Here is a 23,665-nt window from a genome sequence, read left to right as displayed (position 1 = left end):
GGCACATTAGCTTAGCCTAGCACATTAGCGATTTTTTCGCTTTGTCAAAATAGTGGATAAATAATTTAATTTTAAATCACTCGGCAATTCTGCTACATTTTCGTAAATTTCTTCCCCATCCAGGCCACAACGGCTGATCATTACCGCATTGTCAGCCATATCATATTTTTTCAAAGTTTCTTGTACATCTGCAAAATTGCGATATACCTTCATAATAACCGCATCATCAGCTACAGCCAAAACTTTGTCGATTTTTTCTTTTGGCGCCGTCGCTGGCACAATAGCGAGCACTTCTTCTTTTTCTACAATAGGATAGCCTAAACGTGCACCGATAGCACAATAAGCAGTCACGCCTGGCACCGTTTCAATCTCATACCCAGCCTGTTCTACCAAGCCATACACATACATGTAAGTACTGTAAAACATAGGATCACCTAAGGTTAAAAAAACTACCTTCTTCCCAGCTTTTAGTAGACTCACAATAATCTGGCGCGCCTCTTCCCAGCCTTTCGCCTGTTGTGACTCATTCATTACCATGGGAAATACTACTGGTACAATATCCGTATGATCTTCAATATACGGCTTGGCAATCTGTAAGGCTACTGAGCCATCTTTCTTTTCTGTTTTTGGTGTAATAATAACATCAGCCTCACTAATTAAGCGGGCCCCTTTCACCGTTAATAATTCAGAATCACCAGGACCTACACCAATACCATATAATTTACCCTTCATCATTTACTCCTTTATATTCCTTATATAATTGTTATTTTTATACTTATTATTACGTATTACTACGCCAAAATTTATTGCTACGCCATAATATATTACCTGTTACTACATCTTAATGTATTACCTGTTACTACGCCATAATTTACTATCTATTACTACACCACCATGTACTAAATTACTTAATCGTAGGAATTGGTGGTCGATCTGTGCCTCGCCCTTCATACCGATTAGCTATGGCATCAGCGAGATGCTGAGCATATAATTTTTGTATTACTTCATATTCGCCCAAACCTTTTTCATGGCGAATCACTTCATAACCAGCGGCCACTAATTGCGATTCAATACTCTCTGCATCATCACCAAATATATCATGTAAGGCATGGTCACCTGCCACCAATAATAGTGGATGAAGATGAATTCGCTTAGGCTTTCTTCCATCTAGCCATTCCCAAGGCAAGGCCATATCCTCTACCATAGGATAGGATTCGAGGGCTGCAATACGCACTTGTGCTAAATTTTGACGCAATAATTTTAATTGTAACAGGCCATAGCACGCATTGCCCACATTAATTCCACCATGTCCGATAAACAATAAGCCCTCTCCATTCTCCGAGGCTACTTCACGCGCTAGTAAGGGGCGGATACATTCATTAATTAATATATCATAATCATCAGGTCGATCCTCTTGGCCCATAAAATACAACAAAGGTCGGCCCATGCGAATTGTTTCCACTTGCTCTTTATAGGATAAAATATTTTGCTTTAATTTATCAAATTCTTCGCCACCAGTAAAATGCAAAGGCTGCACCATTATCTTAGTATATCCTTCCGCAATTAAAGCTTCCATGGCCCCCATTTCAGTTAATATATGCTCGCCCCGTTCGCGCAATCGTTTTACAATTATGCGCGACGTAAAGGCCAAACGCACTTCATATTCCGTATATTGCTTTCGTATATATTCTACCACCGCATCAATTTGACGAACTCGCGCCCGCTCTACGGTGGTCCCAAAGGCCACCACTAAAATTGCCTGTTTCATAAAGCCTCCTTCAAGCACAATTATATGTCAAATACAATAGTATCTACTGTCTATCTATTAAATATAACACATATAGGCAAAACTAAAAAAACGGTCCTATATAGGCAAGACTAAAAAACGGTCCTCAAAACAAGGACCGTTTATATGGAGTTGTATCAATTAAACTGCTACATTAGAGGATTGACTCTCACTTTTATATTGATTCGCTGACTGTTGTTTACGTTCAATCATACGAATAGACTGGGCCAAATGTTTAAGGAATAATTCCTGAATAAATGGATTTTCCCCAAGACCTTCATTCCAAATCGCCACTCCATAACCTTCTTCCGTTAATAATGTAGCTACTGAGTCAGAGCGCTCCCCGCCGAGGAAGTCCATTAAATGTTCAGACCCAATCAAAGCAAGAGGCACAACGAGTACTTCTTTATGATCAAGTCGCTCTAACAAGGTCAATGCCTGCTTAAAATTAGGAAAGCCATTAGATGTAAATACTGCCACATTTTGACCATTGCCGTATAGACATTTTAATTGCAATGCACTAAATTCCAATTGATTCTGACCATTAGCCATCAATAAAACGGATTTATTTAACGCACGAATATTAATATGTTTCATAATCGCATCGATAGTTGATACATAATCATCAGCATAATTTTTTACCCCTAAGGAGCTCAATAAAGGCTTGCCTACATGAATACGCATAGCATTGCGTTCACTATTATAATTAAAAGCCCCAATAGTTTTGCGCATCTTCTGATAGCACTGATCTGCGACTAAAGCAAAAGGCAATACAAATACATCCATAACACCAGCTGCCTTAAGTTCATTAAGAGCTGTACCTAAAGAATGTACAGGCACTTCATACTTTTCGTTCCACTTTTCAATTAATGCATCGGCTAAAAATACACGACGAACAATTGCATCAGGATAGGCTTTTTTAATTTTTTCTTCCATGGCGCCTACTGATTTTTCTACAGCTTCCCCATAAATAGAACCAAATGTTGCTAAAATGATACCCTTTGTACTCATTTGATAATCCTCCGATACTACTATACCTATACTCGTCATCCACTAGATGAGAACATCCACTCCGATCTGTCAGATGAAAATCTATAATATGTGTTATACCATATCTTACCGCCCTAGATGGGCTCCTATAATGTGTCAGAAAATGGTCATAATTCTCTTTAAATTAAAGAAAATAAATATATGTCCCGCATTCTCTCGTTGGTATAATAATACGTTAATTTTTAAATTAAGTCAATGAGAACTTTTCTCATTTTAATAATTATCATTGAGTATCATTGATAATTTCAAATTTTAATTGATTTTCCATAGAGTAAATCTAATTTTTACGATGCAGTTCGATTAATATCAATATAGTCAAATAATGAACGTAAGTTAGAGACATATAGGGGATTCTGCAGATTCTAATAATTCAGGTACATATTATATTTATATGATTCCACACCACCACTTCAAGTGAGAAGAATAATCTAATCTATTCTTATTATTATATAATAACTCTCAATATATCTATACATTTTCAATGATTATTTATACATTTTAAACATATTTTATTCATAAATCTAGTTATTTATTTCTAAATACTCAAGGAAAACTAGAGAAAGTTAAGGAAAAACACCATACTCATAGTAGAATAAGCTAATAAAGACTTTCAATAATTATACTGTCTCCTTCTCTATTCCCTAAGCCGTTAAATTGACATTTACTTTACAATTTTGCTATGATGAAATTAAACTAATATGACCATTTTAGGTGTAGCCATACTTAATAGAGAAGTACAGTAAACGCTGTCGCGGTCCCGCCGCTGTATGAGGGAGTGCCATCAATATACCACTGGACACAGGTCTAGATTTATCTATGTATTTAAAATCTAGCGTCTGGGAAGGGGATGTACACGAAGAACTCGAGCCAGAAGAACTGCCTAACATGGATTACCATTAACCCACGAGCGATGGATAGGTAGATCAGTGTCAATATAATGTAGATTCACTAACTAGATAACTAGGCAAAGCAACCACCTCACAAGGGCGATGTACTATAATCATAGTACATCTTAACAGAGCTGTGGCCATACATGATACCTCCACCGATTCTTCGCTTTGGTGGAGGCTTTATTTATAATTAGGGAGGATAAAAAAATGAAACAACAATTTTTGAAGAAAACTCTTAGCGCTGCTCTTGCTATTACCGCATTAACTGGAGTCACTTATGTTATGCCTGAAGTCCACGCTGCCTACACCTTGAGTTCTGAAGTCAAAACAGCTACACCAGCATTACTAGAAGCGACTCAACTAGGTGTTAAAACCTATACTTCAACTGACCCTACTATGCTCGCTAAACCAAATAAAGACGCACTTCTAGTCATGAGCTTTGGTACTACCTTTAAAGATACGCGCGATAAAACAATCACTAAAACGGTAGAGGAAATTCAAGCCCAACATCCTAATACAAAAGTTGTAACTGCTTTTACATCTCATATTATTATTGATCGCATCAAAGCCAACGAAGGTATTACCTACCCAACGCCGGAAGAGGCCTTAGACCAACTTCAAAAAGAAGGCTACACTCGGGTGGCCTTAACAACACTTGATGTAATTCCTGGCATTGAATACAATTATAAATCCGCAGTCTTTAATGGATACAAACATAATTTCAAAAAAATGACTATGGGCACGCCCCTCATGTATTGGATGGGCCAAGAAGAGCAAGCTGATGATGTGGAAGCCGTAGTAAAAGCTGTAGCCACTCAATTCCCTAACCAAGGACCTCAAGATGCAGTGCTCCTCATGGCACATGGTACACCAGACCCATCAAATGCATACTATTCAGTAATTCAAGACCGTATCAATTCCCTAGGCTTATCTAACACCTATCTTTATACAGTAGAAGGACATCCTCGCCTTGAACAAGTTATTCCTATGTTAAAGGCAAAAGGTATTACTCATGTAACCTTAATGCCATTTATGATGGTTGCCGGTGACCATGCCACCAATGACATGGCTGGTGACGAGCCAGATTCACATAAATCACAATTAATAGCGGAAGGCTTTAAAGTGGATACATATATCCATGGCCTAGGCGAAAATGAAGCTATTCGCCATATTTATGCAGCCCGTGCTGACGAAGCTTGGCAGGCCTTAGAAAATGATGTTGAGGCACAAAAATGATAAAACCACTTCGCTTAACCATATTAGCTTTACTAGCTTGTACCCTACTCGTACTAGCTGGTTGCGGTAAAACTAACACTACTGCAGATGAAAGCACGCGCACCATTACTTACAAAGGACAGGAATACACGGTGCCTGCCAATCCTAAGCGCATTGCCACCTTGAGCAATTCTGTACTCTATCTATTACATGCCGTGGATGGCAAATCCATCGATCGAGTGGATAGTACTGAACCAGTACCTGAAGAGTTTCAATCATTACCCTCTATAGGTTCTACTTCAAATATTAATATGGAAACCTTGCTAGGCTTACAACCTGATTTAGTCCTTGGTTTAAGCAATCAGCACGGTAAGTATGAAGGACAATTAAAAAGCAATCAGCTTCCGTATGTGCTCATTACGTATGATGGTATTAAGGACAATGTGCCCCTACTCTTATTCTTAGGAGACATAACGCACAATGAAGCTAAAGCCAATGCTGTAGTGGCCGATTACAATCGTAAGATTGAAGCCGTAAAAGCCGTAGCCCATCAAGAAGAGCCAGCTAAAGTCGCCGTATTACGCGCTACTGCTAAGGCCGTAACAGCCGAAACTGAGCTAGCCATTACAGCCTCCATGGTCAAAGAGCTAGGCATGGATAATGTAGTTCTTCAAGGGGATTACGACAAATCAGCTAAAACAATTCCCTATTCCTTAGAACAACTAGCTGTAGATGACCCGGACATTATCTTTATTTCCACTATGGGCAAAAAAGAAGATATTACTAAAACCATGGAAAAGGAAATGACCACAAATCCAGCTTGGCAGAATTTAAAAGCCGTACGCAATAACAAGGTCTTTTATTTACCATCCAATCGCTTTTTATTAAATCCTGGTCTTTATACACCAGATGCCATGGCTGAATTAGTGAAATTAGCCTACAATAAAGAAGTAGTCTTTTAAACAAACCGCTAGGAGCCTTAAAACTCTATGCATATATTTATTGAAATATGTAGTATATAAAGTAACATACAAAGTAGTATATAAAAAGGAGTTCTCCCTCTTAAGGGCTGAACTCCTTTTTTATTGTGTAACTTTCATTTTTAATTTTAGTAAAATTTTAATTTTTGCAAAATTGCAACTTATTTTGCAAACCTTACACTTTTATTTTAGCAAGCCTTCGATTTTTATATACGGTGTTCCCAATTCACAGGATATATGGGATTTTACAGCAAATACCGCTTCTAAGAGCTCTGGCGTAAACACCCTTTTAGGGTTTCCCACCGCTGCTAAATGCCCCTTATGCAATACACCCACTTCATGAGAATACGCAGCCGCTTGATTAAGTTCATGAAGTACCATAATCACAGTAAGACCTTGCTCGCGATTTAAACGCTTCAATAAATCCAACACTTCCAATTGATGATTAATATCTAAATAGGTGGTCGGTTCATCTAAGAGTAAAATTTCACTCTCCTGGGCTAAGGCCATGGCAATCCATACGCGTTGTCGCTCACCACCAGATAAAGAGTTAATAAGTTGATCTTTCAAATGAAATGTTTTAGTTGCCTGCAAGGCTCGTTCTACCGCAATCCGGTCTTCGCGAGCCGAATTGCGCCACCAATTTTGGTGAGGAAAACGCCCACAATAGACTAACTCCTCAACCACCATATCTTGAGGAATTTCTGGAGCTTGTGGTAAAAAGGCAATCAATTTTGCCAAGTCATTTGGTGCATATTGATCTAGGGATTTACCTTTGATAAAAATCTGTCCCGTCTTCATTTTACAACTGCCCATAATACATTTTAACAAGGTACTTTTCCCACATCCATTGGGCCCTATTAATGTAGTTATGGACCCTTGTTTAATAGACCAGGAAATAGATTCTAGTACATCCTTACTAGCAAAACTAACAGCTACATTTTCTAAATCTATGCACGAGACTGCAGTCTCAGAAGAAAATTGGAACTCAGAAGACTTTGGGGCCTCGGAAGACTTTGGGACATCAGAAGAATTTTGAGTCTCAGAAGAATTTTGAGTATCAAAAGCGAATTGGGTCTCATTTATATGATGTTCTAGCTTTACTCCCATTACGCATCCCTCCTTAACAGATAGAGGAAAAAGGGCGCTCCCAAGAAAGCCATAATAATGCCCACGGGGATTTCAAGGGGCGAAAATGCAACGCGTCCTAATGTATCACAAACTACGAGCACAGTAGCACCTAAGAAGGCTGACCCAGGCAATAAAAATACATAATCATTGCCTATAATCATACGGGCCACATGAGGAATCACCAGCCCCACAAAGCCAACTAAACCGGCCACACTAACAGCGCTAGCTGCTAGCAAAGCGGCAATAGCAGTCATAGTAAAGCGAGTTTGTTCTACTGGAAGCCCCAAGCCCTTAGCCGTTTCATCACCTAGACTTAGAATCGTTAATCGCTTAGAACCTAAGAAGGCTAAAAGCAAGCCCCCTATTGTGTAAGGTAAGAGCATGTATACATGGGGCCAACTGCGAGCCGAAAAGCCCCCTACCATCCAAAGCAAGGCCCCTTGCACGCGATCACCATAAAAAACCAACAAAGCCGAAATGCCGGAGCCTAAAAAGGCCGCCACTGCTACACCAGCTAAAATGATTCGAGTAGGTCGAATGCCATTTTTCCAGGCCAGCGCATACACCATGAGAGCCGCCCCTAAAGCACCTATAAAGGCCACAGCAGGCACTAAATATTCCCAGCTAGGAAATAAAATAAACACTATGACACCTGCTAATCCAGCCCCTGAGGAAACGCCTACAATTTGCGGGTCCGCCAAAGGGTTTTTCATCACCGCCTGTAAAATGGCCCCTGCAACTGCTAAATTGGCCCCTACTAAAGCAGCTACAATATTTCGTGGCAAACGAATATTCCAAATAACCATATCTTCAGTATCTATTAATTGCGAGCTCCATAGAGTATGCCAAATTTTACTCAAACTAATATCAGCTGCTCCATAAATTAAAGACACAATAGAGCTCAAAATAGCTAACGCAAGAAAGAATAGAACCCAGGAGAGCCGCTTCACCTTACGTTGATTCGCTGCCTTTTGGTTATTGACTCCGTTTTGACTATTAGGTTCGTTTTGATTATTGGGTGCTTTTTGGTAATTAGGTATTTTTTGGTTATTGAGTACCATTTGGTTATTAGGTGCCTTTTGGTTATTGCTTGTCATTTGGTTATCGGCTACGTTTTGCGTATTAACTTGACCAGGACCCTCTCCACGGCCACTCCGATTTGACGACGAAGTCATTACTTCTCATCCTTCCCCTTTACAAAGAGCATACCATCCCGTTGCACCCCTGTGTATAACAAGGCATTCACAACTGAGGCGGCAATGGAGCTGCCGCCTTTATTACCTTTTACCGTAATATAAGGAACTGGTGAAACCTCCATTAAATAGTCTTTCGATTCTGCAGCACCTACAAAGCCTACAGGAATACCGATAATAAGCGCCGGCTTTACCCCTTCTTCTAAGGCAAGTCGCAATACTTCATATAAAGCCGTTGGTGCATTACCAATAGCTACAATTTGTCCTTCCAAGGCTTTGCCGAATGTGCGCATAGCCGCAATAGAACGCGTCACACCTAATTCTTTAGCTAATTGGGCTACCTGTTCATCCTTAATCAAACAATGCGCTTCACTGCCTCGTAGTGCTAATGCAGCTTTATTAATGCCCGTGCGGACCATTTCTACATCACAGTATACATGGGCACCTTGTTCAATAGCAGCAATCCCTTTAGCCACCGCATCAGGACTAGTGCGTACTAATTGGGCATATTCTACATCACCAGACGCATGAATGGTACGGGAGTAAACGCAAATTTCATCGTCTGTCAAATGTAAATCCTTCACATAAGGATAAATTAATTCCATACTTTTATCTTCAATTGCCTTTGGATTTTTTATATAGTCCATCCTTCATATCCTCCCATAAAGTGTAAAATTCACTTGCTGTAGTAATGGTTTTTGCCCCTTTTGCTGGTTGGGGTCGAACAATGACAATAATATGTAAGCCTAAATCCATAGCCGCCTGTAGTTTCGTATCAGAACCACCGACTAAGCCTGAATTTTTCATTACCACTACATCCGCCTTTGTGTCCTTGAACATAATGCGGTTCATATCATACGAAAAAGGTCCTTGCATGCCAATAATGCGCTTTGGTGAAACCCCTAAGTCTTCCATCATTTGCAACACTTCAGCGGTAGGTAATACGCGGGTCCACACGTCTTTATCTGCTAAAGCCGGAGATGAAGCAAACACATGCATAGTCTTGCTTCCCGTGGTTAAATAAATACGTGCCCCTAACTGGCCGGCTAAAGTAGCGGCGTCTTGTTCATTACCTACATGATGCAATTTATCATAAGCTGGCAAGGGAATCTCCTGCCGTTCAAAACGAACAAAAGGAATGCCTAATTCATCCGCCGCCTCTCGCGCTGTAGCTGTAACCACAGCTGCATAGGGATGGCTCGCATCCATAAGTAAGCGTATGGATTTATTCACTATTAACGCTTTCATAGCATCCTTATCGAGCCGCCCTGTATGAACCTCTATGCCTTCATGAGCAGCTAATTGGGCGCCATATTGGCTCACTACGGATACTAATACAGGCTCCTTTGTATGCTTTTGAACATCCACCGCTAAGGTGCGTCCATCCAAAGTACCAGCAATAACCCAAATCATAATTTATAGCCCCTTGGCGTAATCATACGGCCATTTTCTACATAGGTTTGACTATTGCCAATAATAACTAAAGTCTGCATATCCACTTCTTCTTTTGTAAAATGTTCTAAATCAGAAATCACCATATGCTCCCCAGCGCGGCCTGCTTTTTGTACGATACCTACCGGCGTTTTAGGGGCTCTAAAACGAAGCACAATATCGCGCACTTCATCGAGATGGGTAATGCGCTTTTTACTTCTCGGATTGTATAGGGCAATTACCATATCCCCTTCAGCACTTAGGGCAGCCCGTTTTTTTATTAAATCCCAAGGCGTCATTAAGTCACTTAAGGAGATAACTGCAAAATCATGCATAAGCGGCGCCCCTAAAACAGCAGCCGCTACATTGACAGCGCTAAGCCCTGGAATAATATCTACGGATGGCCGCTCTTCAGCTGCTACTTTATTAGCAAGTTCCATAACTAGGCCCGCCATACCATAAATACCAGAATCACCACTAGATACAACCACCACCTGATGACCAGCCTTCGCCAAATCGACAGCTTGCTGACAGCGATCCACTTCCTGCATCATAGCGGTACCCACTGTTTCCTTATCTTTAATGAGATCTTTAATAAGATCTAAATAGGTTAAATAGCCCACTACACGATCAGCAGCTAAAATAGCTTCTCTAGCTTGAGGGGTCATAAATTCCGCATTGCCAGGGCCTATGCCAATGACCTTGATTGCACCTGTGCAATGGCTATGGTGATGCCCTGATACTTGGTTTTCTTTAGTAATAATGTTTGACTCTTCGCTTCTAATAATGCTGTTGTCTCGCATACGTTGCCTACTCCTATCGTTTCTTTAACAAATTTTGATTCTTCTAGGCCTTGAGCCTGAACTACTTCTTCTATAGCAGCTGGGGTATGAAAATGAATGGACCAATTACAATCCTTCACGGCTTCTAGTAAACCCACTTCATCTGCTTTTACAGTTACTGAACCTACACTCATAACACTTTTTGCACTGCGCCCTACAAGAGCTAAGGCCTCTTCAATGGCTGCTTTAATGGCATTCCTAGACGTGCCCCGCCGACAACCTATTCCTAAAGTAATCGTTTTAGGCCGCAAGTATAAGGTAGTTTCATCTATTGGTAAATTTAAGTCCGTAATGATCACGCGCTTTTGTGCCTCATTTCCAGCTTGGCACAAGGATTGCCCTGCCACCGTATAGGGATTAAAAGTCTGTACTGAAATCCCCATATGCTGTGCTACTGATTTATAATATGGAGCAAAATATAAGGTATCATCTAAATAATATGAAACCGGCTCATTGGCCACAATGGCCGCATTGATATGTTTTAATATAGTAAAATTATCAACTTCAAAATTAAGTTTTCTCGCCAATACATCAGGAGCAGACAAGCCCTTTACATCTGTTGCTGTTGTAATCACCGGCGTGGCGCCGCTTGCATGAGCAAATATGTGGGCCCACTCATTAGCGCCCCCCAAATGCCCCGATAAGAGGCTAATGGCAAACTGGCCTTGCTCGTCCATGGACACCACAGCAGGATCCACCGACTTATGTTTAATATAGGGCGCAATCATGCGTACCACAATACCAGTAGCCATAATGAAAAGCAACACCTCATACTCTGCCATGAGCTCAGGTATAAGGTCTTTCAAACTTTGAAAGACTTTAGAATATGTCTTAACACCAACAACCTGTTGCAGGGAATCTCCCCCGTACTTGAAATCTACCCACTGCGGCCCTCCGTCTACAGCTTGTTGCACAGAGTCCACACCTTGTTGTGGGGAATCCACAGTTTGTTGAGGAAAGTCTCCTCCGTGCTGCGAAAGCTCTATACTCTGGATCCCTCCGTCTACAGTTTGTTGTTGGGAGCCTACAGATTCTAGGCGAAATGCTTCACTTTCTCGCCCTTCTTTTTCATATACATAAATCTGTGCACTCCCATGTAAGGTTTCCGCTTTATCCTTTAAGGCAAGACAAATGCGTTGCCCTAATTCAGCGCCTCCCGTTGTGACAGATATAATTGCTATTTTCATAGGACACCTCCCATGTGCTGCTTAGTATTTTGAATGCCTTTTATTTCTTAGCACTACGATACATATGACTAAAACCTTTATCATATAATTTAGACAGTTCATAATCACTGTCTAATACATGACTTACGACTATCATTGCTTGGCGAAGGACGCCCTCCTTAGCTACGAGGTCACAAATTGTATCTAAGGTGCCACGAATGATGCGTTGATCTGGCCAAGACGCCTTCACCACAATAGCTACTGGCGTAGTCGGTTTATAACCACCGCTCAGTAATTCCGCCACCACTTTATCCATCATTTGTACACTTAAGAAAATACACATAGTTGCTTCATGAGCAGCTAGAAGTGCTAATTTCTCCTTAGGTGGCATTGGCGTACGCCCTTCCATGCGCGTAATAATCACCGTTTGCGATACATTAGGCAAAGTATACTCTTGCTTTAACGCCGCTGCTGTAGCTAGGAACGAGCTCACCCCAGGCACGACTTCATAAGTAATCCCTAGGTCATCTAAGGCATCCATTTGCTCTTGTATAGCCCCATAAATAGCAGGGTCCCCCGTATGAAGTCGCACAATTAATTTACCTTCCGCAGCGCCTTCTTTCATAACTGCTAAGACTTCGTCTAAATTCATAGTGGCACTATTGTAAATAGCACAATCCTTTGAACAAGCCTCTAAAATGGCAGGATTCACTAAAGACCCGGCATAAATAACAATCTGAGCTTCACTTACTAGACGATATCCTTTACGCGTAATAAGTTCTGGGTCGCCAGGACCAGCACCAACAAAATAAACTGAACTCTTTTGTGGATTATCTTTTCTATTGTCTTTTCTATTGTCTTTTCTATTATCTATTTCCATAGATTGAATGACTGATGATTGCGATGCTGTACCATTATGTGCTGTAGCATGAGGCATTTCATTTTGACTAACCCCTGTTTGAGATGCTGCGATTTGTGTGCTATTCACTGCATCTTGCAATAAATTTTCCATCTCATTACCTCCTATTTCTTTTCGGCTACAACAATAAAAATAGGGCTCAAAGGGTCCATCATGTGATAAGGACCGGCTTTTTTAAAGCGACTTACGCTCATTTGATAGCCCTCATACGTATAGGGACGTTCTTTTAATTCTTTTAAGATAGTATATCCCGTCTCCATTGTCACAGCGGTAACAATAAGACGTCCACCGCGTTTCAATTTATTTTCTAAGGCATCTAAAATTCCCGTCATACCACCAGCACTGCCGCCAATGATAACGGCGTCTAGCATAGGAAGTTGATTCATGCCATCAGGCGCTTTTGCTTCCATAACGGTCAAATTAGATACGTGAAACTTCGCCTTATTTTGCTCTATAAGGGCCACGCCTTTTGCAAAGCGCTCAATAGCATATACATGCCCCTTCGGTGCCGCCAAGGCAGCCTCAATGGAAATAGAGCCTGTACCAGCCCCCACATCAAGCACGATACTATCTTCATTTATATGTGCTTCATTTAACACTGCCATACGAATCTCGCGCTTCGTCATGGGCACATCAGCACGAATAAATTCTTCGTCTTTAATTCCAAAAAAATGAGCCATACAAATCCTTTCTCACTTTTATTTATAACTTATCTGCCTTCATATGAAATAATTGTAACCACACCACTTTATATATTAATTGCCATGATTCCACTATGTATTCCGTATGATGACGATCATAGCGTCTTACATAATATAGGACTAACCTGTTCATTATGCGCCCAGGCAATAATAACGGCATACTCAACACTTTAAGTATTAGCCTGTTCATCACCTGCAAAGGCAATGATAACAGCATGTTCAAATCCTTCACTTTGACTCATACTTTGCAAGGTAAATTCTTCAATGTGTTCATCTTCATAACTTAAACGCTCACAGCCCACAATGCGACAGTTCTTTGGCCAACCATGGTCCATTAGAATCTTCGCAATGGCTGCTCCATTATGTATTTTATCCGTCAAAAAGCCTAATTTCCGCATAGGCTTATAGAGTAAAGCGTCTTCTGGCGGAACACGGCCATGAAAACTCAACAAATCAGCATCTTGCCACACTTCACGGAGTCTAGCAAAGGCAAAGGTCATAGAACTAATACCAGGCACCACCTCAATAGGATAGTCCTTAATATTCTTCTTCAAATACGGTAGTAAGCTATAGTAGCCCGTGTCACCACTCACCAATACCACCACATCTTGTGTAGCTAATTGTGCTTGGAGCCATGTAATAAGTTCTTTTAATTTGCCTGTAATAGAAAACGTTCTTTGATGAGGCTTAGCAAAATCAGCTAACGCGCGCTCACTTCCTACAAGTACTGGAGCCGCTTCAATTAAGCGAAGCCCCTTAGGCACCACATAGTCAGGATTACCAGGACCAATACCAATAACATAAAGAATATGTTTATCTTTAAGATCCTCAGCATCATTACACAGGGAATCCTGTATGGGGTCCTTCATAGGTTCATGCCTAGAATTCTTCATAGATTCATGCATCGGATCCTTTATAGATTCATGCATAGGGTCCTCTATAGATTCATGCATAGCCCCCTGTATAGTTTCCTGCCTAGGCTTCTGTTGAAATCGTTCTATATGCTGCACTATATATGCCACCCCTCTCGTTCCACTATAGTTTTAGCATGAGTATCTAGAGCTAAAATGGTACCATCTAAATTGGCAATTATAATTCCAACATCTGCCTCGCCTTTAATATAGCGCTTAGAGCGTAGGGCTGCCCGCTGAGCCACGCGTTGATACACCGCAGTTAGATTCTCTCTTGCTAAAATAGGCATTACCGCTTCCGTGGTGGCGCAATCCATAATTTCTTGTGCCACCTGCTTTGAAGCGCCCTCTAAAGCCGCATAGGCTACTAATGTTTCAATACGCCCATCACTCATGCGATTGTGAGTATGAAAACTGCCAGATGCAAGTTTTACAATTTTACCAATATGTCCAATAATCAAAATATCATTAAAGCCTTGGGCTACACATTGTTCCAACATGAAGCCAATAAAATTACTGGTTTCCGCCATTTGATCTTCACCGATACCTAGTTGTTTTGCCCCTAAATCACGGCCAATACGCCCCGGCACCAAAACAGCGGTATGAAATCCATGAGCCTTCATAACCTGCAATTGAGGAACTAAAGAATTTTTAAACCCTTCTTCACTCATAGGTTTGACAATTCCAGTGGTACCTATAATGGAAATGCCTCCTTCAATACCGAGCGTTTCATTCAAGGTCTTTTTAGCTAATTCAAGCCCTTCAGGCACGGAGACAGTTACAATAAGACCTTGTGAGGATGTACCGAGTTGAGTAGAAAACTCATCATACACAAGCTTCATCATCGCTCGCGGTCCAGGATTAATAGCCGGCTCACCAGGTGCTAAAGAAAGGCCTGGCTTCGTCACTACACCTACGCCCGTACCAGCCTTAAATTGAAGGCCTCCTGTAGGGGTAAGCTCCACAGTTGTAACAATTTGAGTCCCATGTGTTACATCTGGGTCATCGCCGCCATCCTTGATGACTACAGCACGTGCCACCTGACTAGACAGAATCTCCACATCTTCCACAGGTACTTCAATCTGCTGCCCTTGAGGATTTTGTATCCTAACCTGCCTTACATATTCATCTTGTAGAAGGGCCAACAAAGCCGCCTTCATTCCAGCCGTAGCACTTGAGCCCGTAGTATAACCGCCACGTAATTTCTCTTGTGTCATAGGCCCTCCTTTCTAGGATCAGTCTTTCTAGGATCAGTAAAAAATTATCTATATGAACCTAAAGAGATACTAAAAATAATCCAGGTACTTTTCCTTAGTTATGGTGCACAAATAAAAACTCACTTACCTATAAGCACAGCGCTACACAACTAAATAAGCACTCAAACCGACTCATAAGTATCAACAAAAATGTACTAAAAATAGCAAAGAGCAGCGTAATACGCTGCTCTACTCAAATAGGAGCAAAATTAGGAACGGAAATTAACAAATTGTAATTCCACTGGCAAATCTTGTTGCTTAAGCATTTGAATAACTTCCTGCAAGGAGTCCTTATCTTTACCAGTTACACGCACTTGGTCTTCCATAATTTGAGCCTGTACTTTTAGCTTCATATTTTTAATCATTTTAACAACATTTTTAGCTGTTTCTTTATCAATGCCTTTTTTAATTGTAATCACTTGTCGTACAGTGGCTCCAGAAGCAGGTTCTACTTTACCATAATCAAGGTTTTTAAGCGCTACATTACGTTTAACCATTTTACCTTTAATTACATCAACCACTGCATTAAGTTTATATTCATCATCGGAGATAACTTTAATTGTTTCCCCTTCTAGTGTAATTTCAGATTTACTACCACGGAAATCATAGCGTGTGCCAATTTCCTTTTTTGCTTGATTTACTGCATTATCCACTTCTTGCATATTTACTTCTGATACAACATCAAATGAACAATCTTTAGCCATGTATGACTCCTCCTAAAACTATATATAAAAACTATAGCTATATTATACCATTTTTATCTCCATTTTGAATATTATCAAAATAAAGGGACTTATACATTTTATACATCACCACTTGTGCCAGTATAGGTGCTTCCACAGAAAAAGCTCCTCCATTTTATATATCCCCTCTTGTACAAATAGGCCCTCTTCGATACAATGAGATGACACTAATTATAAGAGGTACATTATGAATTTATATACTGATGAAACGCCTTTAGTTTTTGAAGAAAAACAATCCATAGATAAGCCATTGATTCAGCTGCGCATCGCTCCTGAGGTAGTGCGCACGTCTGTGAATCACGCCGTACGCCGCGAAGGCATCTCCCAAGCTTTGCGTCGCCGCCTGCGAACGGATGGCATCATTTTTATTAATCAAAAACGTGCCCACTGGGACAGTTTATTACAAGGTGGTGACGAACTCGCCATTTATTGGCAGGAAACACCTCAATTCGAGCCTTGGGACGTAGACCCGCCCATTATATATGAGGATGACCACCTCCTCATAGTAAACAAACCTACTGGCTGGCTCATGCATCCCACGGCTACCGAGCGGCATCACACCTTAGCCAATAGTCTCATTTACTATTATAATCGCACGGGCCAACGCAATGCGTCATTTCATCCTGTGCATCGCTTAGACAAGGATACCTCTGGTCTTGTTATTTTAGCCAAAAACGCCCTCGTACAGCATGCCTTTACAAAGCAACACACACATATCCAAAAGACCTATGAAGGACTCTGTGACGGCTTCTTCCCTTGTGAAAAATTAAGCGTCCATTGGCCTATTAGTCGTAAACCGGGCAGCATCATTGAGCGCCAATGCTCCACCTATGGCAAACCGGCTCGCACTGATATTACGAGAGTACAGTACAGTACGCGCATCTCCCGCGTAAAATTTTTACTTCACACAGGACGGACCCATCAAATTCGCGTCCATATGTCTTATTTAGGCTATCCCTTAGTAGGTGATGACTTATATGGAGGTTCCTTAGATTTACTCAACCACCAAGCCCTACATGCAAGTGGGCTTCAATTTGTCCACCCCATGACAAAGCAACTACTGCAATTAACTGCACCTTATCCTGAGAGTTGGAAACCCCTAATAGATAGGTACTTGTCTCCATTTCCTAAAAAATAATTCTCTCAATTTTAGTTCTCATAGGCCTCTGCCCGCAGTGACCTATGCATAAATTGTAGTAGCCCTTTACGGCGCTTCTTGCTATACTGAAATTGATGTAAACTTTCAACTAAAATATGGTAGATTATATACGTCTACCAACTATTTTATGTATGGACGAAAGTCCAAGGAGGAAAATTATGCCATTAGTATCTACTACTGAAATGTTTAAAAAAGCTTATGAAGGTGGCTATGCCATCGGTGCTTTCAATGTTAACAATATGGAAATTGTACAAGGTATCGTTGATGCAGCTAAAGAAGAGCAGTCACCTTTAATTTTGCAAGTGTCTGCTGGTGCTCGCAAATATGCTAAACATATTTACTTAGTAAAACTTGTGGAAGCAGCCCTTGAAGATAGCGGTCTTCCTATTGCCCTTCATTTAGACCATGGCGATGATTTTGAAATCTGTAAAGCTTGCATTGACGGCGGCTTCTCTTCCGTTATGATTGACGGTTCCAAACATGATTTTGAAACGAATGTAAAATTAACTAAACAAGTTGTAGACTATGCTCATGCTCACAATGTAGTAGTAGAAGGTGAACTTGGCCGTTTAGCAGGTGTTGAAGATGATGTAAATGTAAGCGACAAAGATGCCATCTTCACGGATCCTGACCAAGCTGCAGAATTCGTAGAACGCACTGGCGTTGACTCCTTAGCTATTGCCATCGGTACAAGCCATGGGGCATATAAATTTAAAGGCACTCCATACCTTGACTTTGAACGCTTAGAAAAAGTTGGCAAATTATTACCAAACTTCCCTATCGTTCTTCATGGTGCGTCCACAGTTCTTCCTGAATTCGTAGACAAATGTAATCAATTCGGCGGCAATATTCCAGGTGCTAAGGGCGTTCCTGAAGATATGCTTCGCAAAGCAGCTAGCATGGCTGTATGTAAGATTAATATTGATACAGACCTTCGCCTTGCTATGACTGCCTCCATTCGCGAATGCTTCGTAGAAGCACCTTCTGAATTCGACCCACGCAAATACTTAGGGCCAGCTCGTGCTGCTATTAAATCCATGGTACAACATAAAATTAAAAATGTACTTGGTTCTTCTGGTAAATTATAATCTATACATAAAAAAGCTATTAGTCTAAGGGCTAATAGCTTTTTTATGTGTAGTATGTTTCTTTTTAGTCTTATGACAATTATAGTTCTATGCGTTAAATAGAAAATAAACATATCAGCTAATATAAATAAATCGGTTTAATTTATACTTATATTTTTTAGGTATACTTAATTTGACTATGAGTAAATTGACACCCTTCGATACACTTGTTATAATGAGCTCACAATTTAAACAGATGTGCAATGCTGACGGATTAGTGGAATGAACCACATGTATTGTACATTGCGAATAAGCCGACCGTCTGGGCAGGAGATTGCTCAGGCGGTCTCTTTTTATAGGTATATCGTAGGTTTAAGCTAACTGTAGGACTGTTGATCTTGATGTGGCACAATAGACTGCTGAATTTGATGCAGTTCAATAGACTGCTGAACTCAGTGCAGCATATAATATGATATCTATAAAAAGGCCTCTAGTAATCTCCCTTTCCTTAGAAAGGATGATACTATGCGTAATCGTTGGCTTATTGCCTTAGCCGCTATTGGAATTCACATTTGTATTGGTAGTGTCTATGCGTGGAGCGTGCTCACACGCCCTATTATGGCTACCATGGGTTGGTCTTTAAAAGAAACAACTTGGACCTTCTCTTTAGCCATTTTATTCCTTGGCTTATCAGCAGGTCTGCTTGGTAGTTTTGTAGAAAAAATTGGCCCTAAAAAAAGCGGCCTTCTCAGCACCATCTTCTTTGGTATTGGCATGTTAGGTACTTCCTTTGCCTTAGATGCCCATAACTTAATGCTCTTATACATATTTTATGGTGTAATCGGCGGTATTGGACTTGGTGTAGGCTATATTACACCGGTCTCTACATTAGTAAAATACTTCCCTCGCAATCGCGGATTTGCTACAGGACTTGCTATTATGGGTTTTGGTTTTGCCGCCCTCATCGCCGGTCCCCTTATGCAATACTTAACAAGCCAATATGATTTAGTCAGTACCTTCCGCATCTTAGGCATAGCATATATTATTATTATGGCTCTATCTGCATTATACTTAAAACCGCCAACAACAATGGGTACTACCAAAACATCTACACTATTAAATCGTGGTATGACTACGCACGAAGCAGTGCGCACTTGGCAATTCCCGGCACTTTGGTGGATTTTCTTCATCAATATTACCTGCGGCATCGGTTTACTGGCTGTGGCCTCCCCTATGGCGCAGGAAGTAGTTGGTATGAGTGCTACCGAAGCAGCCTCCATGGTAGGTATTATTGGCCTATTAAATGGCCTTGGTCGCATCGTATGGTCCACTATTTCTGACTATCTTGGCCGTCCTGCTACGTATATTCTTTTCTTTGGTATTGAAATTGCCGCTTTTGCCTTCCTTGGTTTTACCACAACGGCGTATATTTTCCAAATCTTAGTCTTTGTTATCATCACTTGCTACGGCGGCGGTTTCTCTTGCATGCCGGCGTACCTAAGCGATTTATTTGGTACCAAACAATTAAGTGCCATCCATGGTCGCGTTCTTACAGCATGGGGGATGGCAGGTATTGCAGGGCCTACTCTAGTGTCTTTCCTTCGTGAAAGCACAGCTAGCTATAGCGGCCCACTCTATGTATTCAGCGCTTTGTTTATATTAAACTTAATTATCGCTATAGCCCTAAAAGTTTATAGCAAAGATCGTCACTTTGATGCCGCTACAGCGAGCAGTGAAACTGAACTTTTAGAAGCTGAAAATACAGTAGAGCAAGTAGAAGGATTAGAGCCACAGGCGTAAATTCCTAATCTAATATCACCTAATATTATCGCTAACATCATCAAAATATAAAAAAGAGCTAGAACCAACCTAAATGTTGTGTCCTAGCTCTTTTATTATGTACTGCCCACTCATTTTTTAATATTTACTAATTTCTTAGCTGTATTTACTAATTTCTTAGCTGCTCTGTGTGAGGGAGCTAAGATTTTTAATGTAAGCTTATAAACATTAGTCAAACTTCCAAGTCATACCACCATTAATTTCCCAAGCATTAGAATACGAACCGCCTAGCTTACGTTCTACTTCTAACCAGATACTACGATTATGACTCATTTCAGAGTTAATCCCTAGGCCAATATCATACCAAGTATCATGGTTCGTTACATCATAGTGAATTCGTTCTAATCCATCAATAGAAGTCAAATAGAACGACCGATTGCCAGCAAACTCATGGAGTACATCGGCTTTAAAATACCAAGAAGTATCTTCATCCATATGATGCCCTAATCGGAATCCTAAACGACCAATCAAGCTATTCGTGTGATTTAAATGATTCGTAATGCCATCGTTTGTGGTATAAGTTTTGCTATTAATATGAGTATACTGTAATTGAACTTGTGGCTCAAAATACCAAATCCTCATTTAGAGCTTTTCTACGACCCCATTCCGCACTAAGCTGTTGATACCAAGTACCAAAGGATGCCTTAGATTGCTCTCCATTCACTAAATACGCTTTACTTTTTGCATGGATTTTACCAACACATACTAAACTCCCAATTAAGTTATCATTTTCATTAAAAAATATAACACAGTTATTACTTATTTTATCCCTTTTGATTATTATACCTCTCTCGATTTTTAAAATCGATATATTTTTAAAAATAAGATGAAATAATTCAGTACTCTTTCATATTTTTTATCTTCTATTCATCAACTTATTCGATATTATAATTTTATTATTAAATTATCTTAAAATTAATTACCTGTACGAAATTTAATGATTTTTTTAATTTCTTCATAAGTATAATAATCTCTTCACCGCTCTCTCAAAATCTTAATGCATAGTCGCTTAAACTATGTTAAAATTTAATATTGAGATGATACAAGAAATTCAACTAATCTCAAATATTTTCAATTAAACAATTAACTGGATTAGGAGTCTATATATTATGGTGAACCGTTTTTTACAAGGTACGCTGATTTTAACAATCGCCGGCTTTGTTGTTAAAGCAATTGGTAGTATTAACTGGATCCTACTCTCCCGAGTGCTCGGCGGTGAAGGGATTGGTATCTATCAGATGGCCTTTCCTATTTATCTCTTAGCCTTGCAGCTCTCTAGCGCAGGCATACCTATTGCCATTTCAATTTTAACAGCTGAAAAATTAGCTCGTTACGACTATAAGGGCGCTCAAAAAGTATTTAAGCTTTCCTTTAACTTGCTTTTTGCTACTGGTCTACTTTTTAGTATTCTCATGTATTTTGGCGCCGACTGGCTCATCACATCAGGCATTATCGTTGATAGTCGTGCCTATTTAGCGCTGATTGCCTTGGCACCAGCTATTTTTTTCGTTACATTAATCTCCTGTTATCGTGGCTATTTGCAAGGTTGGCAACTTATGACGCCTACGGCGGTCAGTCAAATTATAGAACAACTCTTGCGCGTCATTGTCATGCTAGGGGCCGCTTATATGCTATTACCATATGGCTTAGATGCTGCCGCTGGGGGCGCTAGTATGGGGGCTGGTATCGGGGCCTTTGGCGCTTTACTAGTTCTCCTCTATTATTACTACAAATTACCAAGTGCGCCAGAAGATGGTCATGTACAACCTGATGGGCCTACTGAGTCAGCACAATCCATTATTAAGCGACTTATTAAATTAGCCTTACCGATTTCCTTGGCCAGCTTAATGCTTCCCATCGTATCAAATCTAGACTTAATCATCGTACCAAGACGTCTTGCCGTAGCAGGCTTTAGCATGAATGAAACTACTGAGCTCTTCGGTTATCTAACAGGTATGGCTGTGCCACTCATTAATTTGGCCACCATCATTACGGCGGCCTTAGCAACAAGTATTGTACCAGCCATCTCCAATGCAAACGCCATCGGTGATAAGCAAAATGTATACTATCGTACAGCTGGCGCTATGCGCATCAGTTTTATGTCAACTGTGCCATTTACCTTAATGCTCTATGTATTAGCGGAACCTGTTGTTAGTGTTATTTACAATGCACCACGTGCCGCTGGAGCAACTCAAATTACAGCGATTGCCATTTTCTTCTTAGGCCTGCATCAAGTAACAACAGGCATCTTACAGGGCCTTGGCAAACCAACGCTACCAGTTATTAACATGGGGATTGCCGCCCTATGTAAAGTATTACTCAACTGGAATCTAACGGCCCTCCCTTGGATGGGTATTACCGGTGCCGCTTGGGCTACCGTTGCAGACATTGGCGTAGCTGCTCTACTTAATCTGATTTGGATCAAAAAGTACACCGGCTATTTCCTCGATTTTTCCCTACTTTGGAAAAATATCGTCAGCGCCATTATCATGGGCGTCGCCATGTACTTTATGTATCCACCACTGGAGGCTATTATGCATAAATTCTTCGCCATGGCTATTACAGCCTTCATCGGCGGCATCATTTATGTGATTATTATGTTCTTACTAAAAGGACTCAATAAACACGATGCACAACGCATGCCTTTGATTGGAAAATTTTTTAGGGAGAAGGCATAGGAAAGTATTATCCCTTATAGCCCCCCATTGTCATCAATAGAAAGATGCAGTAAATACAGTAAAATATAATAAAATACAGTTTCTTCGATTCATAACTACAACAGCCCCAGTGCATTACTTATGCACTGGGGCTGTTTTTTATTTAGGCCTAAATGGTCGATATATTTCTTTTGAAAGCTTGCGCCCCCAAAACAATACTTTTTCTTTAAAGGATAATTTTTTATACAAATCAATGAACACATTTTTTTTGTGTTTTTTAAACTCTTTATTCCGCTTAGCCCGTTGCTCACCAATGGTAGACTGAATACAATTCTTTTGTACAACTAAATCTTTATCTAAACAAAAGAGCTGACAACCTTTTAATAAATAATAGTTTTGGAAAACATCAATCTCAAAATTTATCGGTGTTTGTAGGTCTACCATAATTTGAGCTGCCGCACGATTTATAATATACGCATGAGCTAAAGTAAAGCTAAATGCTGAGTAGATAGAGCATTTAGAAAGCTCCTTTACTTTTCTAAAGCTATATGAGCTTTTATACAAGCCTAAAGCTGCTGGTCCACTTTGACTCGCCATGAATGAATCAATTTCTTCCAATACGGTCAAAGAAGCCTCTTCAGCAAACCCCACATCATCTTCAAATATAAGTAAGGTCTTCTCATCACTATTTAAGAAATTGCGTATTACTTCTAAATGACTTAAACCACA

General features: G+C 40.4%; 22 protein-coding genes and 2 riboswitches. Of the genes, 6 read left to right on the top strand and 16 right to left on the bottom strand.

Features of this window, described 5'->3' with window-relative positions:
* Positions 1-24: 24 nt before the first annotated feature.
* From cobI to Q0376_RS06835, 3 genes are all read right to left on the bottom strand, one after another.
* On the bottom strand, positions 25-732 hold the full coding sequence (gene cobI, locus Q0376_RS06845; RefSeq protein WP_298705650.1) for a precorrin-2 C(20)-methyltransferase: 708 nt from the start codon (positions 730-732) through the stop codon (positions 25-27).
* Between the two features lie 172 nt (positions 733-904).
* The gene (locus tag Q0376_RS06840) at positions 905-1,768 is read right to left on the bottom strand and encodes a sirohydrochlorin cobaltochelatase (RefSeq protein WP_298705648.1); all 864 of its coding nucleotides are present in this window, start codon (positions 1,766-1,768) and stop codon (positions 905-907) included.
* Between the two features lie 159 nt (positions 1,769-1,927).
* Positions 1,928-2,797 (bottom strand): sirohydrochlorin cobaltochelatase, encoded by an 870-nt coding sequence (locus tag Q0376_RS06835; protein ID WP_298705645.1) that lies wholly within the window; start codon positions 2,795-2,797, stop codon positions 1,928-1,930.
* A 731-nt stretch (positions 2,798-3,528) separates the two neighbouring features.
* Positions 3,529-3,735, top strand: a riboswitch (cobalamin riboswitch).
* Positions 3,736-3,933: 198 nt separating this feature from the next.
* On the opposite strand from Q0376_RS06835, the gene Q0376_RS06830 reads away from it, so the two are divergent.
* Both Q0376_RS06830 and Q0376_RS06825 read left to right on the top strand, forming a co-directional pair.
* Positions 3,934-4,962 carry a sirohydrochlorin cobaltochelatase gene (locus Q0376_RS06830; RefSeq protein ID WP_298705642.1) on the top strand — a complete coding sequence of 343 codons (1,029 nt, stop codon included), beginning with the start codon at positions 3,934-3,936 and terminating at the stop codon, positions 4,960-4,962.
* Complete coding sequence (locus Q0376_RS06825; RefSeq protein ID WP_298705639.1) at positions 4,959-5,903, top strand: ABC transporter substrate-binding protein; 945 nt, start codon at positions 4,959-4,961, stop codon at positions 5,901-5,903. The genes Q0376_RS06830 and Q0376_RS06825 overlap by 4 nt, the downstream gene beginning before the upstream one ends.
* Positions 5,904-6,104: 201 nt before the next feature.
* On the opposite strand, the gene Q0376_RS06820 is transcribed toward Q0376_RS06825, so the two are convergent.
* The 11 genes from Q0376_RS06820 to Q0376_RS06770 all read right to left on the bottom strand — a co-directional run bounded on the left by Q0376_RS06820 (position 6,105) and on the right by Q0376_RS06770 (position 16,175).
* A complete protein-coding gene (locus tag Q0376_RS06820; RefSeq protein ID WP_298705636.1) occupies positions 6,105-7,031 on the bottom strand; it encodes an ABC transporter ATP-binding protein in 927 nt (308 codons plus the stop codon).
* Positions 7,031-8,227, bottom strand: a complete 1,197-nt coding sequence (locus tag Q0376_RS06815) for an iron ABC transporter permease (protein WP_298705633.1) — start codon at positions 8,225-8,227, stop codon at positions 7,031-7,033. Before Q0376_RS06815 ends, Q0376_RS06820 begins: the two co-directional genes overlap by 1 nt.
* On the bottom strand, positions 8,227-8,892 hold the full coding sequence (locus Q0376_RS06810; protein ID WP_298705630.1) for a precorrin-8X methylmutase: 666 nt from the start codon (positions 8,890-8,892) through the stop codon (positions 8,227-8,229). The genes Q0376_RS06815 and Q0376_RS06810 overlap by 1 nt, the downstream gene beginning before the upstream one ends.
* Positions 8,861-9,658 carry a precorrin-6A reductase gene (gene cobK, locus Q0376_RS06805; RefSeq protein ID WP_298705627.1) on the bottom strand — a complete coding sequence of 266 codons (798 nt, stop codon included), beginning with the start codon at positions 9,656-9,658 and terminating at the stop codon, positions 8,861-8,863. The genes Q0376_RS06810 and cobK overlap by 32 nt, the downstream gene beginning before the upstream one ends.
* Positions 9,655-10,344 (bottom strand): precorrin-3B C(17)-methyltransferase, encoded by a 690-nt coding sequence (cobJ, locus tag Q0376_RS06800; RefSeq protein ID WP_298705934.1) that lies wholly within the window; start codon positions 10,342-10,344, stop codon positions 9,655-9,657. The genes cobK and cobJ overlap by 4 nt, the downstream gene beginning before the upstream one ends.
* Positions 10,345-10,364: 20 nt before the next feature.
* On the bottom strand, positions 10,365-11,705 hold the full coding sequence (locus tag Q0376_RS06795; protein ID WP_298705624.1) for a cobalt-precorrin 5A hydrolase: 1,341 nt from the start codon (positions 11,703-11,705) through the stop codon (positions 10,365-10,367).
* 40 nt (positions 11,706-11,745) lie between these two features.
* Positions 11,746-12,564, bottom strand: a complete 819-nt coding sequence (cobM, locus tag Q0376_RS06790; protein WP_298705932.1) for a precorrin-4 C(11)-methyltransferase — start codon at positions 12,562-12,564, stop codon at positions 11,746-11,748.
* Between the two features lie 143 nt (positions 12,565-12,707).
* Entirely contained in the window at positions 12,708-13,283 is a 576-nt protein-coding gene (cbiT, locus tag Q0376_RS06785; protein ID WP_298705621.1) for a precorrin-6Y C5,15-methyltransferase (decarboxylating) subunit CbiT, read from the bottom strand.
* A 191-nt stretch (positions 13,284-13,474) separates the two neighbouring features.
* The gene (gene cbiE, locus Q0376_RS06780) at positions 13,475-14,314 is read right to left on the bottom strand and encodes a precorrin-6y C5,15-methyltransferase (decarboxylating) subunit CbiE (RefSeq protein WP_298705618.1); all 840 of its coding nucleotides are present in this window, start codon (positions 14,312-14,314) and stop codon (positions 13,475-13,477) included.
* Complete coding sequence (cbiD, locus tag Q0376_RS06775) at positions 14,314-15,432, bottom strand: cobalt-precorrin-5B (C(1))-methyltransferase CbiD (protein WP_298705615.1); 1,119 nt, start codon at positions 15,430-15,432, stop codon at positions 14,314-14,316. Before cbiD ends, cbiE begins: the two co-directional genes overlap by 1 nt.
* A gap of 248 nt (positions 15,433-15,680) precedes the next feature.
* Complete coding sequence (locus Q0376_RS06770) at positions 15,681-16,175, bottom strand: YajQ family cyclic di-GMP-binding protein (protein ID WP_298705612.1); 495 nt, start codon at positions 16,173-16,175, stop codon at positions 15,681-15,683.
* Positions 16,176-16,401: 226 nt separating this feature from the next.
* Here Q0376_RS06770 and Q0376_RS06765 point away from each other — a divergent pair, with 226 nt between their 5' ends.
* The 3 genes from Q0376_RS06765 (at position 16,402) to Q0376_RS06755 (ending at position 20,240) form a co-directional block, all read left to right on the top strand.
* Positions 16,402-17,352 carry an RluA family pseudouridine synthase gene (locus tag Q0376_RS06765; protein WP_298705609.1) on the top strand — a complete coding sequence of 317 codons (951 nt, stop codon included), beginning with the start codon at positions 16,402-16,404 and terminating at the stop codon, positions 17,350-17,352.
* Between the two features lie 179 nt (positions 17,353-17,531).
* Entirely contained in the window at positions 17,532-18,461 is a 930-nt protein-coding gene (gene fba / locus Q0376_RS06760; protein WP_298705606.1) for a class II fructose-1,6-bisphosphate aldolase, read from the top strand.
* Between the two features lie 231 nt (positions 18,462-18,692).
* Positions 18,693-18,775: riboswitch (ZMP/ZTP riboswitch) on the top strand.
* Positions 18,776-18,965: 190 nt separating this feature from the next.
* Positions 18,966-20,240: an OFA family MFS transporter gene (locus Q0376_RS06755; protein ID WP_298705603.1), complete on the top strand. Its 1,275-nt coding sequence runs from the start codon at positions 18,966-18,968 to the stop codon at positions 20,238-20,240.
* A gap of 207 nt (positions 20,241-20,447) precedes the next feature.
* On the opposite strand, the gene Q0376_RS06750 is transcribed toward Q0376_RS06755, so the two are convergent.
* Entirely contained in the window at positions 20,448-20,861 is a 414-nt protein-coding gene (locus Q0376_RS06750) for an autotransporter outer membrane beta-barrel domain-containing protein (RefSeq protein ID WP_298705600.1), read from the bottom strand.
* A 527-nt stretch (positions 20,862-21,388) separates the two neighbouring features.
* On the opposite strand from Q0376_RS06750, the gene Q0376_RS06745 reads away from it, so the two are divergent.
* Positions 21,389-22,957 carry a polysaccharide biosynthesis protein gene (locus Q0376_RS06745; protein WP_298705597.1) on the top strand — a complete coding sequence of 523 codons (1,569 nt, stop codon included), beginning with the start codon at positions 21,389-21,391 and terminating at the stop codon, positions 22,955-22,957.
* A 138-nt stretch (positions 22,958-23,095) separates the two neighbouring features.
* Here the strand turns inward: Q0376_RS06745 and Q0376_RS06740 are convergent.
* Positions 23,096-23,665 (bottom strand): glycosyltransferase family 25 protein (locus Q0376_RS06740; protein ID WP_298705594.1); only part of this gene is annotated, 570 nt, incomplete at its 5' end.

This window comes from uncultured Veillonella sp., from assembly GCF_937981445.1.
GTDB lineage: Bacteria > Bacillota > Negativicutes > Veillonellales > Veillonellaceae > Veillonella_A.
This window is presented reverse-complemented; position numbering and strand designations above follow the sequence as displayed.

Excerpts from the sequence above, each read along its gene's own strand:
- Q0376_RS06795 (WP_298705624.1), bottom strand. The coding sequence starts at position 11,705 with ATGAAAATAGCAATTATATCTGTCACAACGGGAGGCGCTGAATTAGGG.
- Q0376_RS06755 (WP_298705603.1), top strand. The coding sequence starts at position 18,966 with ATGCGTAATCGTTGGCTTATTGCCTTAGCCGCTATTGGAATTCACATT.
- Q0376_RS06840 (WP_298705648.1), bottom strand. The coding sequence starts at position 1,768 with ATGAAACAGGCAATTTTAGTGGTGGCCTTTGGGACCACCGTAGAGCGG.
- Q0376_RS06765 (WP_298705609.1), top strand. The coding sequence starts at position 16,402 with ATGAATTTATATACTGATGAAACGCCTTTAGTTTTTGAAGAAAAACAA.
- Q0376_RS06745 (WP_298705597.1), top strand. The coding sequence starts at position 21,389 with ATGGTGAACCGTTTTTTACAAGGTACGCTGATTTTAACAATCGCCGGC.
- cobI (WP_298705650.1), bottom strand. The coding sequence starts at position 732 with ATGAAGGGTAAATTATATGGTATTGGTGTAGGTCCTGGTGATTCTGAA.
- Q0376_RS06825 (WP_298705639.1), top strand. The coding sequence starts at position 4,959 with ATGATAAAACCACTTCGCTTAACCATATTAGCTTTACTAGCTTGTACC.
- cbiT (WP_298705621.1), bottom strand. The coding sequence starts at position 13,283 with ATGGCTCATTTTTTTGGAATTAAAGACGAAGAATTTATTCGTGCTGAT.
- cobJ (WP_298705934.1), bottom strand. The coding sequence starts at position 10,344 with ATGACCCCTCAAGCTAGAGAAGCTATTTTAGCTGCTGATCGTGTAGTG.
- Q0376_RS06770 (WP_298705612.1), bottom strand. The coding sequence starts at position 16,175 with ATGGCTAAAGATTGTTCATTTGATGTTGTATCAGAAGTAAATATGCAA.
- Q0376_RS06815 (WP_298705633.1), bottom strand. The coding sequence starts at position 8,227 with ATGACTTCGTCGTCAAATCGGAGTGGCCGTGGAGAGGGTCCTGGTCAA.
- fba (WP_298705606.1), top strand. The coding sequence starts at position 17,532 with ATGCCATTAGTATCTACTACTGAAATGTTTAAAAAAGCTTATGAAGGT.
- Q0376_RS06810 (WP_298705630.1), bottom strand. The coding sequence starts at position 8,892 with ATGGACTATATAAAAAATCCAAAGGCAATTGAAGATAAAAGTATGGAA.
- cobK (WP_298705627.1), bottom strand. The coding sequence starts at position 9,658 with ATGATTTGGGTTATTGCTGGTACTTTGGATGGACGCACCTTAGCGGTG.
- cbiD (WP_298705615.1), bottom strand. The coding sequence starts at position 15,432 with ATGACACAAGAGAAATTACGTGGCGGTTATACTACGGGCTCAAGTGCT.
- Q0376_RS06750 (WP_298705600.1), bottom strand. The coding sequence starts at position 20,861 with ATGAGGATTTGGTATTTTGAGCCACAAGTTCAATTACAGTATACTCAT.
- Q0376_RS06835 (WP_298705645.1), bottom strand. The coding sequence starts at position 2,797 with ATGAGTACAAAGGGTATCATTTTAGCAACATTTGGTTCTATTTATGGG.
- Q0376_RS06820 (WP_298705636.1), bottom strand. The coding sequence starts at position 7,031 with ATGGGAGTAAAGCTAGAACATCATATAAATGAGACCCAATTCGCTTTT.
- cobM (WP_298705932.1), bottom strand. The coding sequence starts at position 12,564 with ATGGAAATAGATAATAGAAAAGACAATAGAAAAGACAATAGAAAAGAT.
- Q0376_RS06830 (WP_298705642.1), top strand. The coding sequence starts at position 3,934 with ATGAAACAACAATTTTTGAAGAAAACTCTTAGCGCTGCTCTTGCTATT.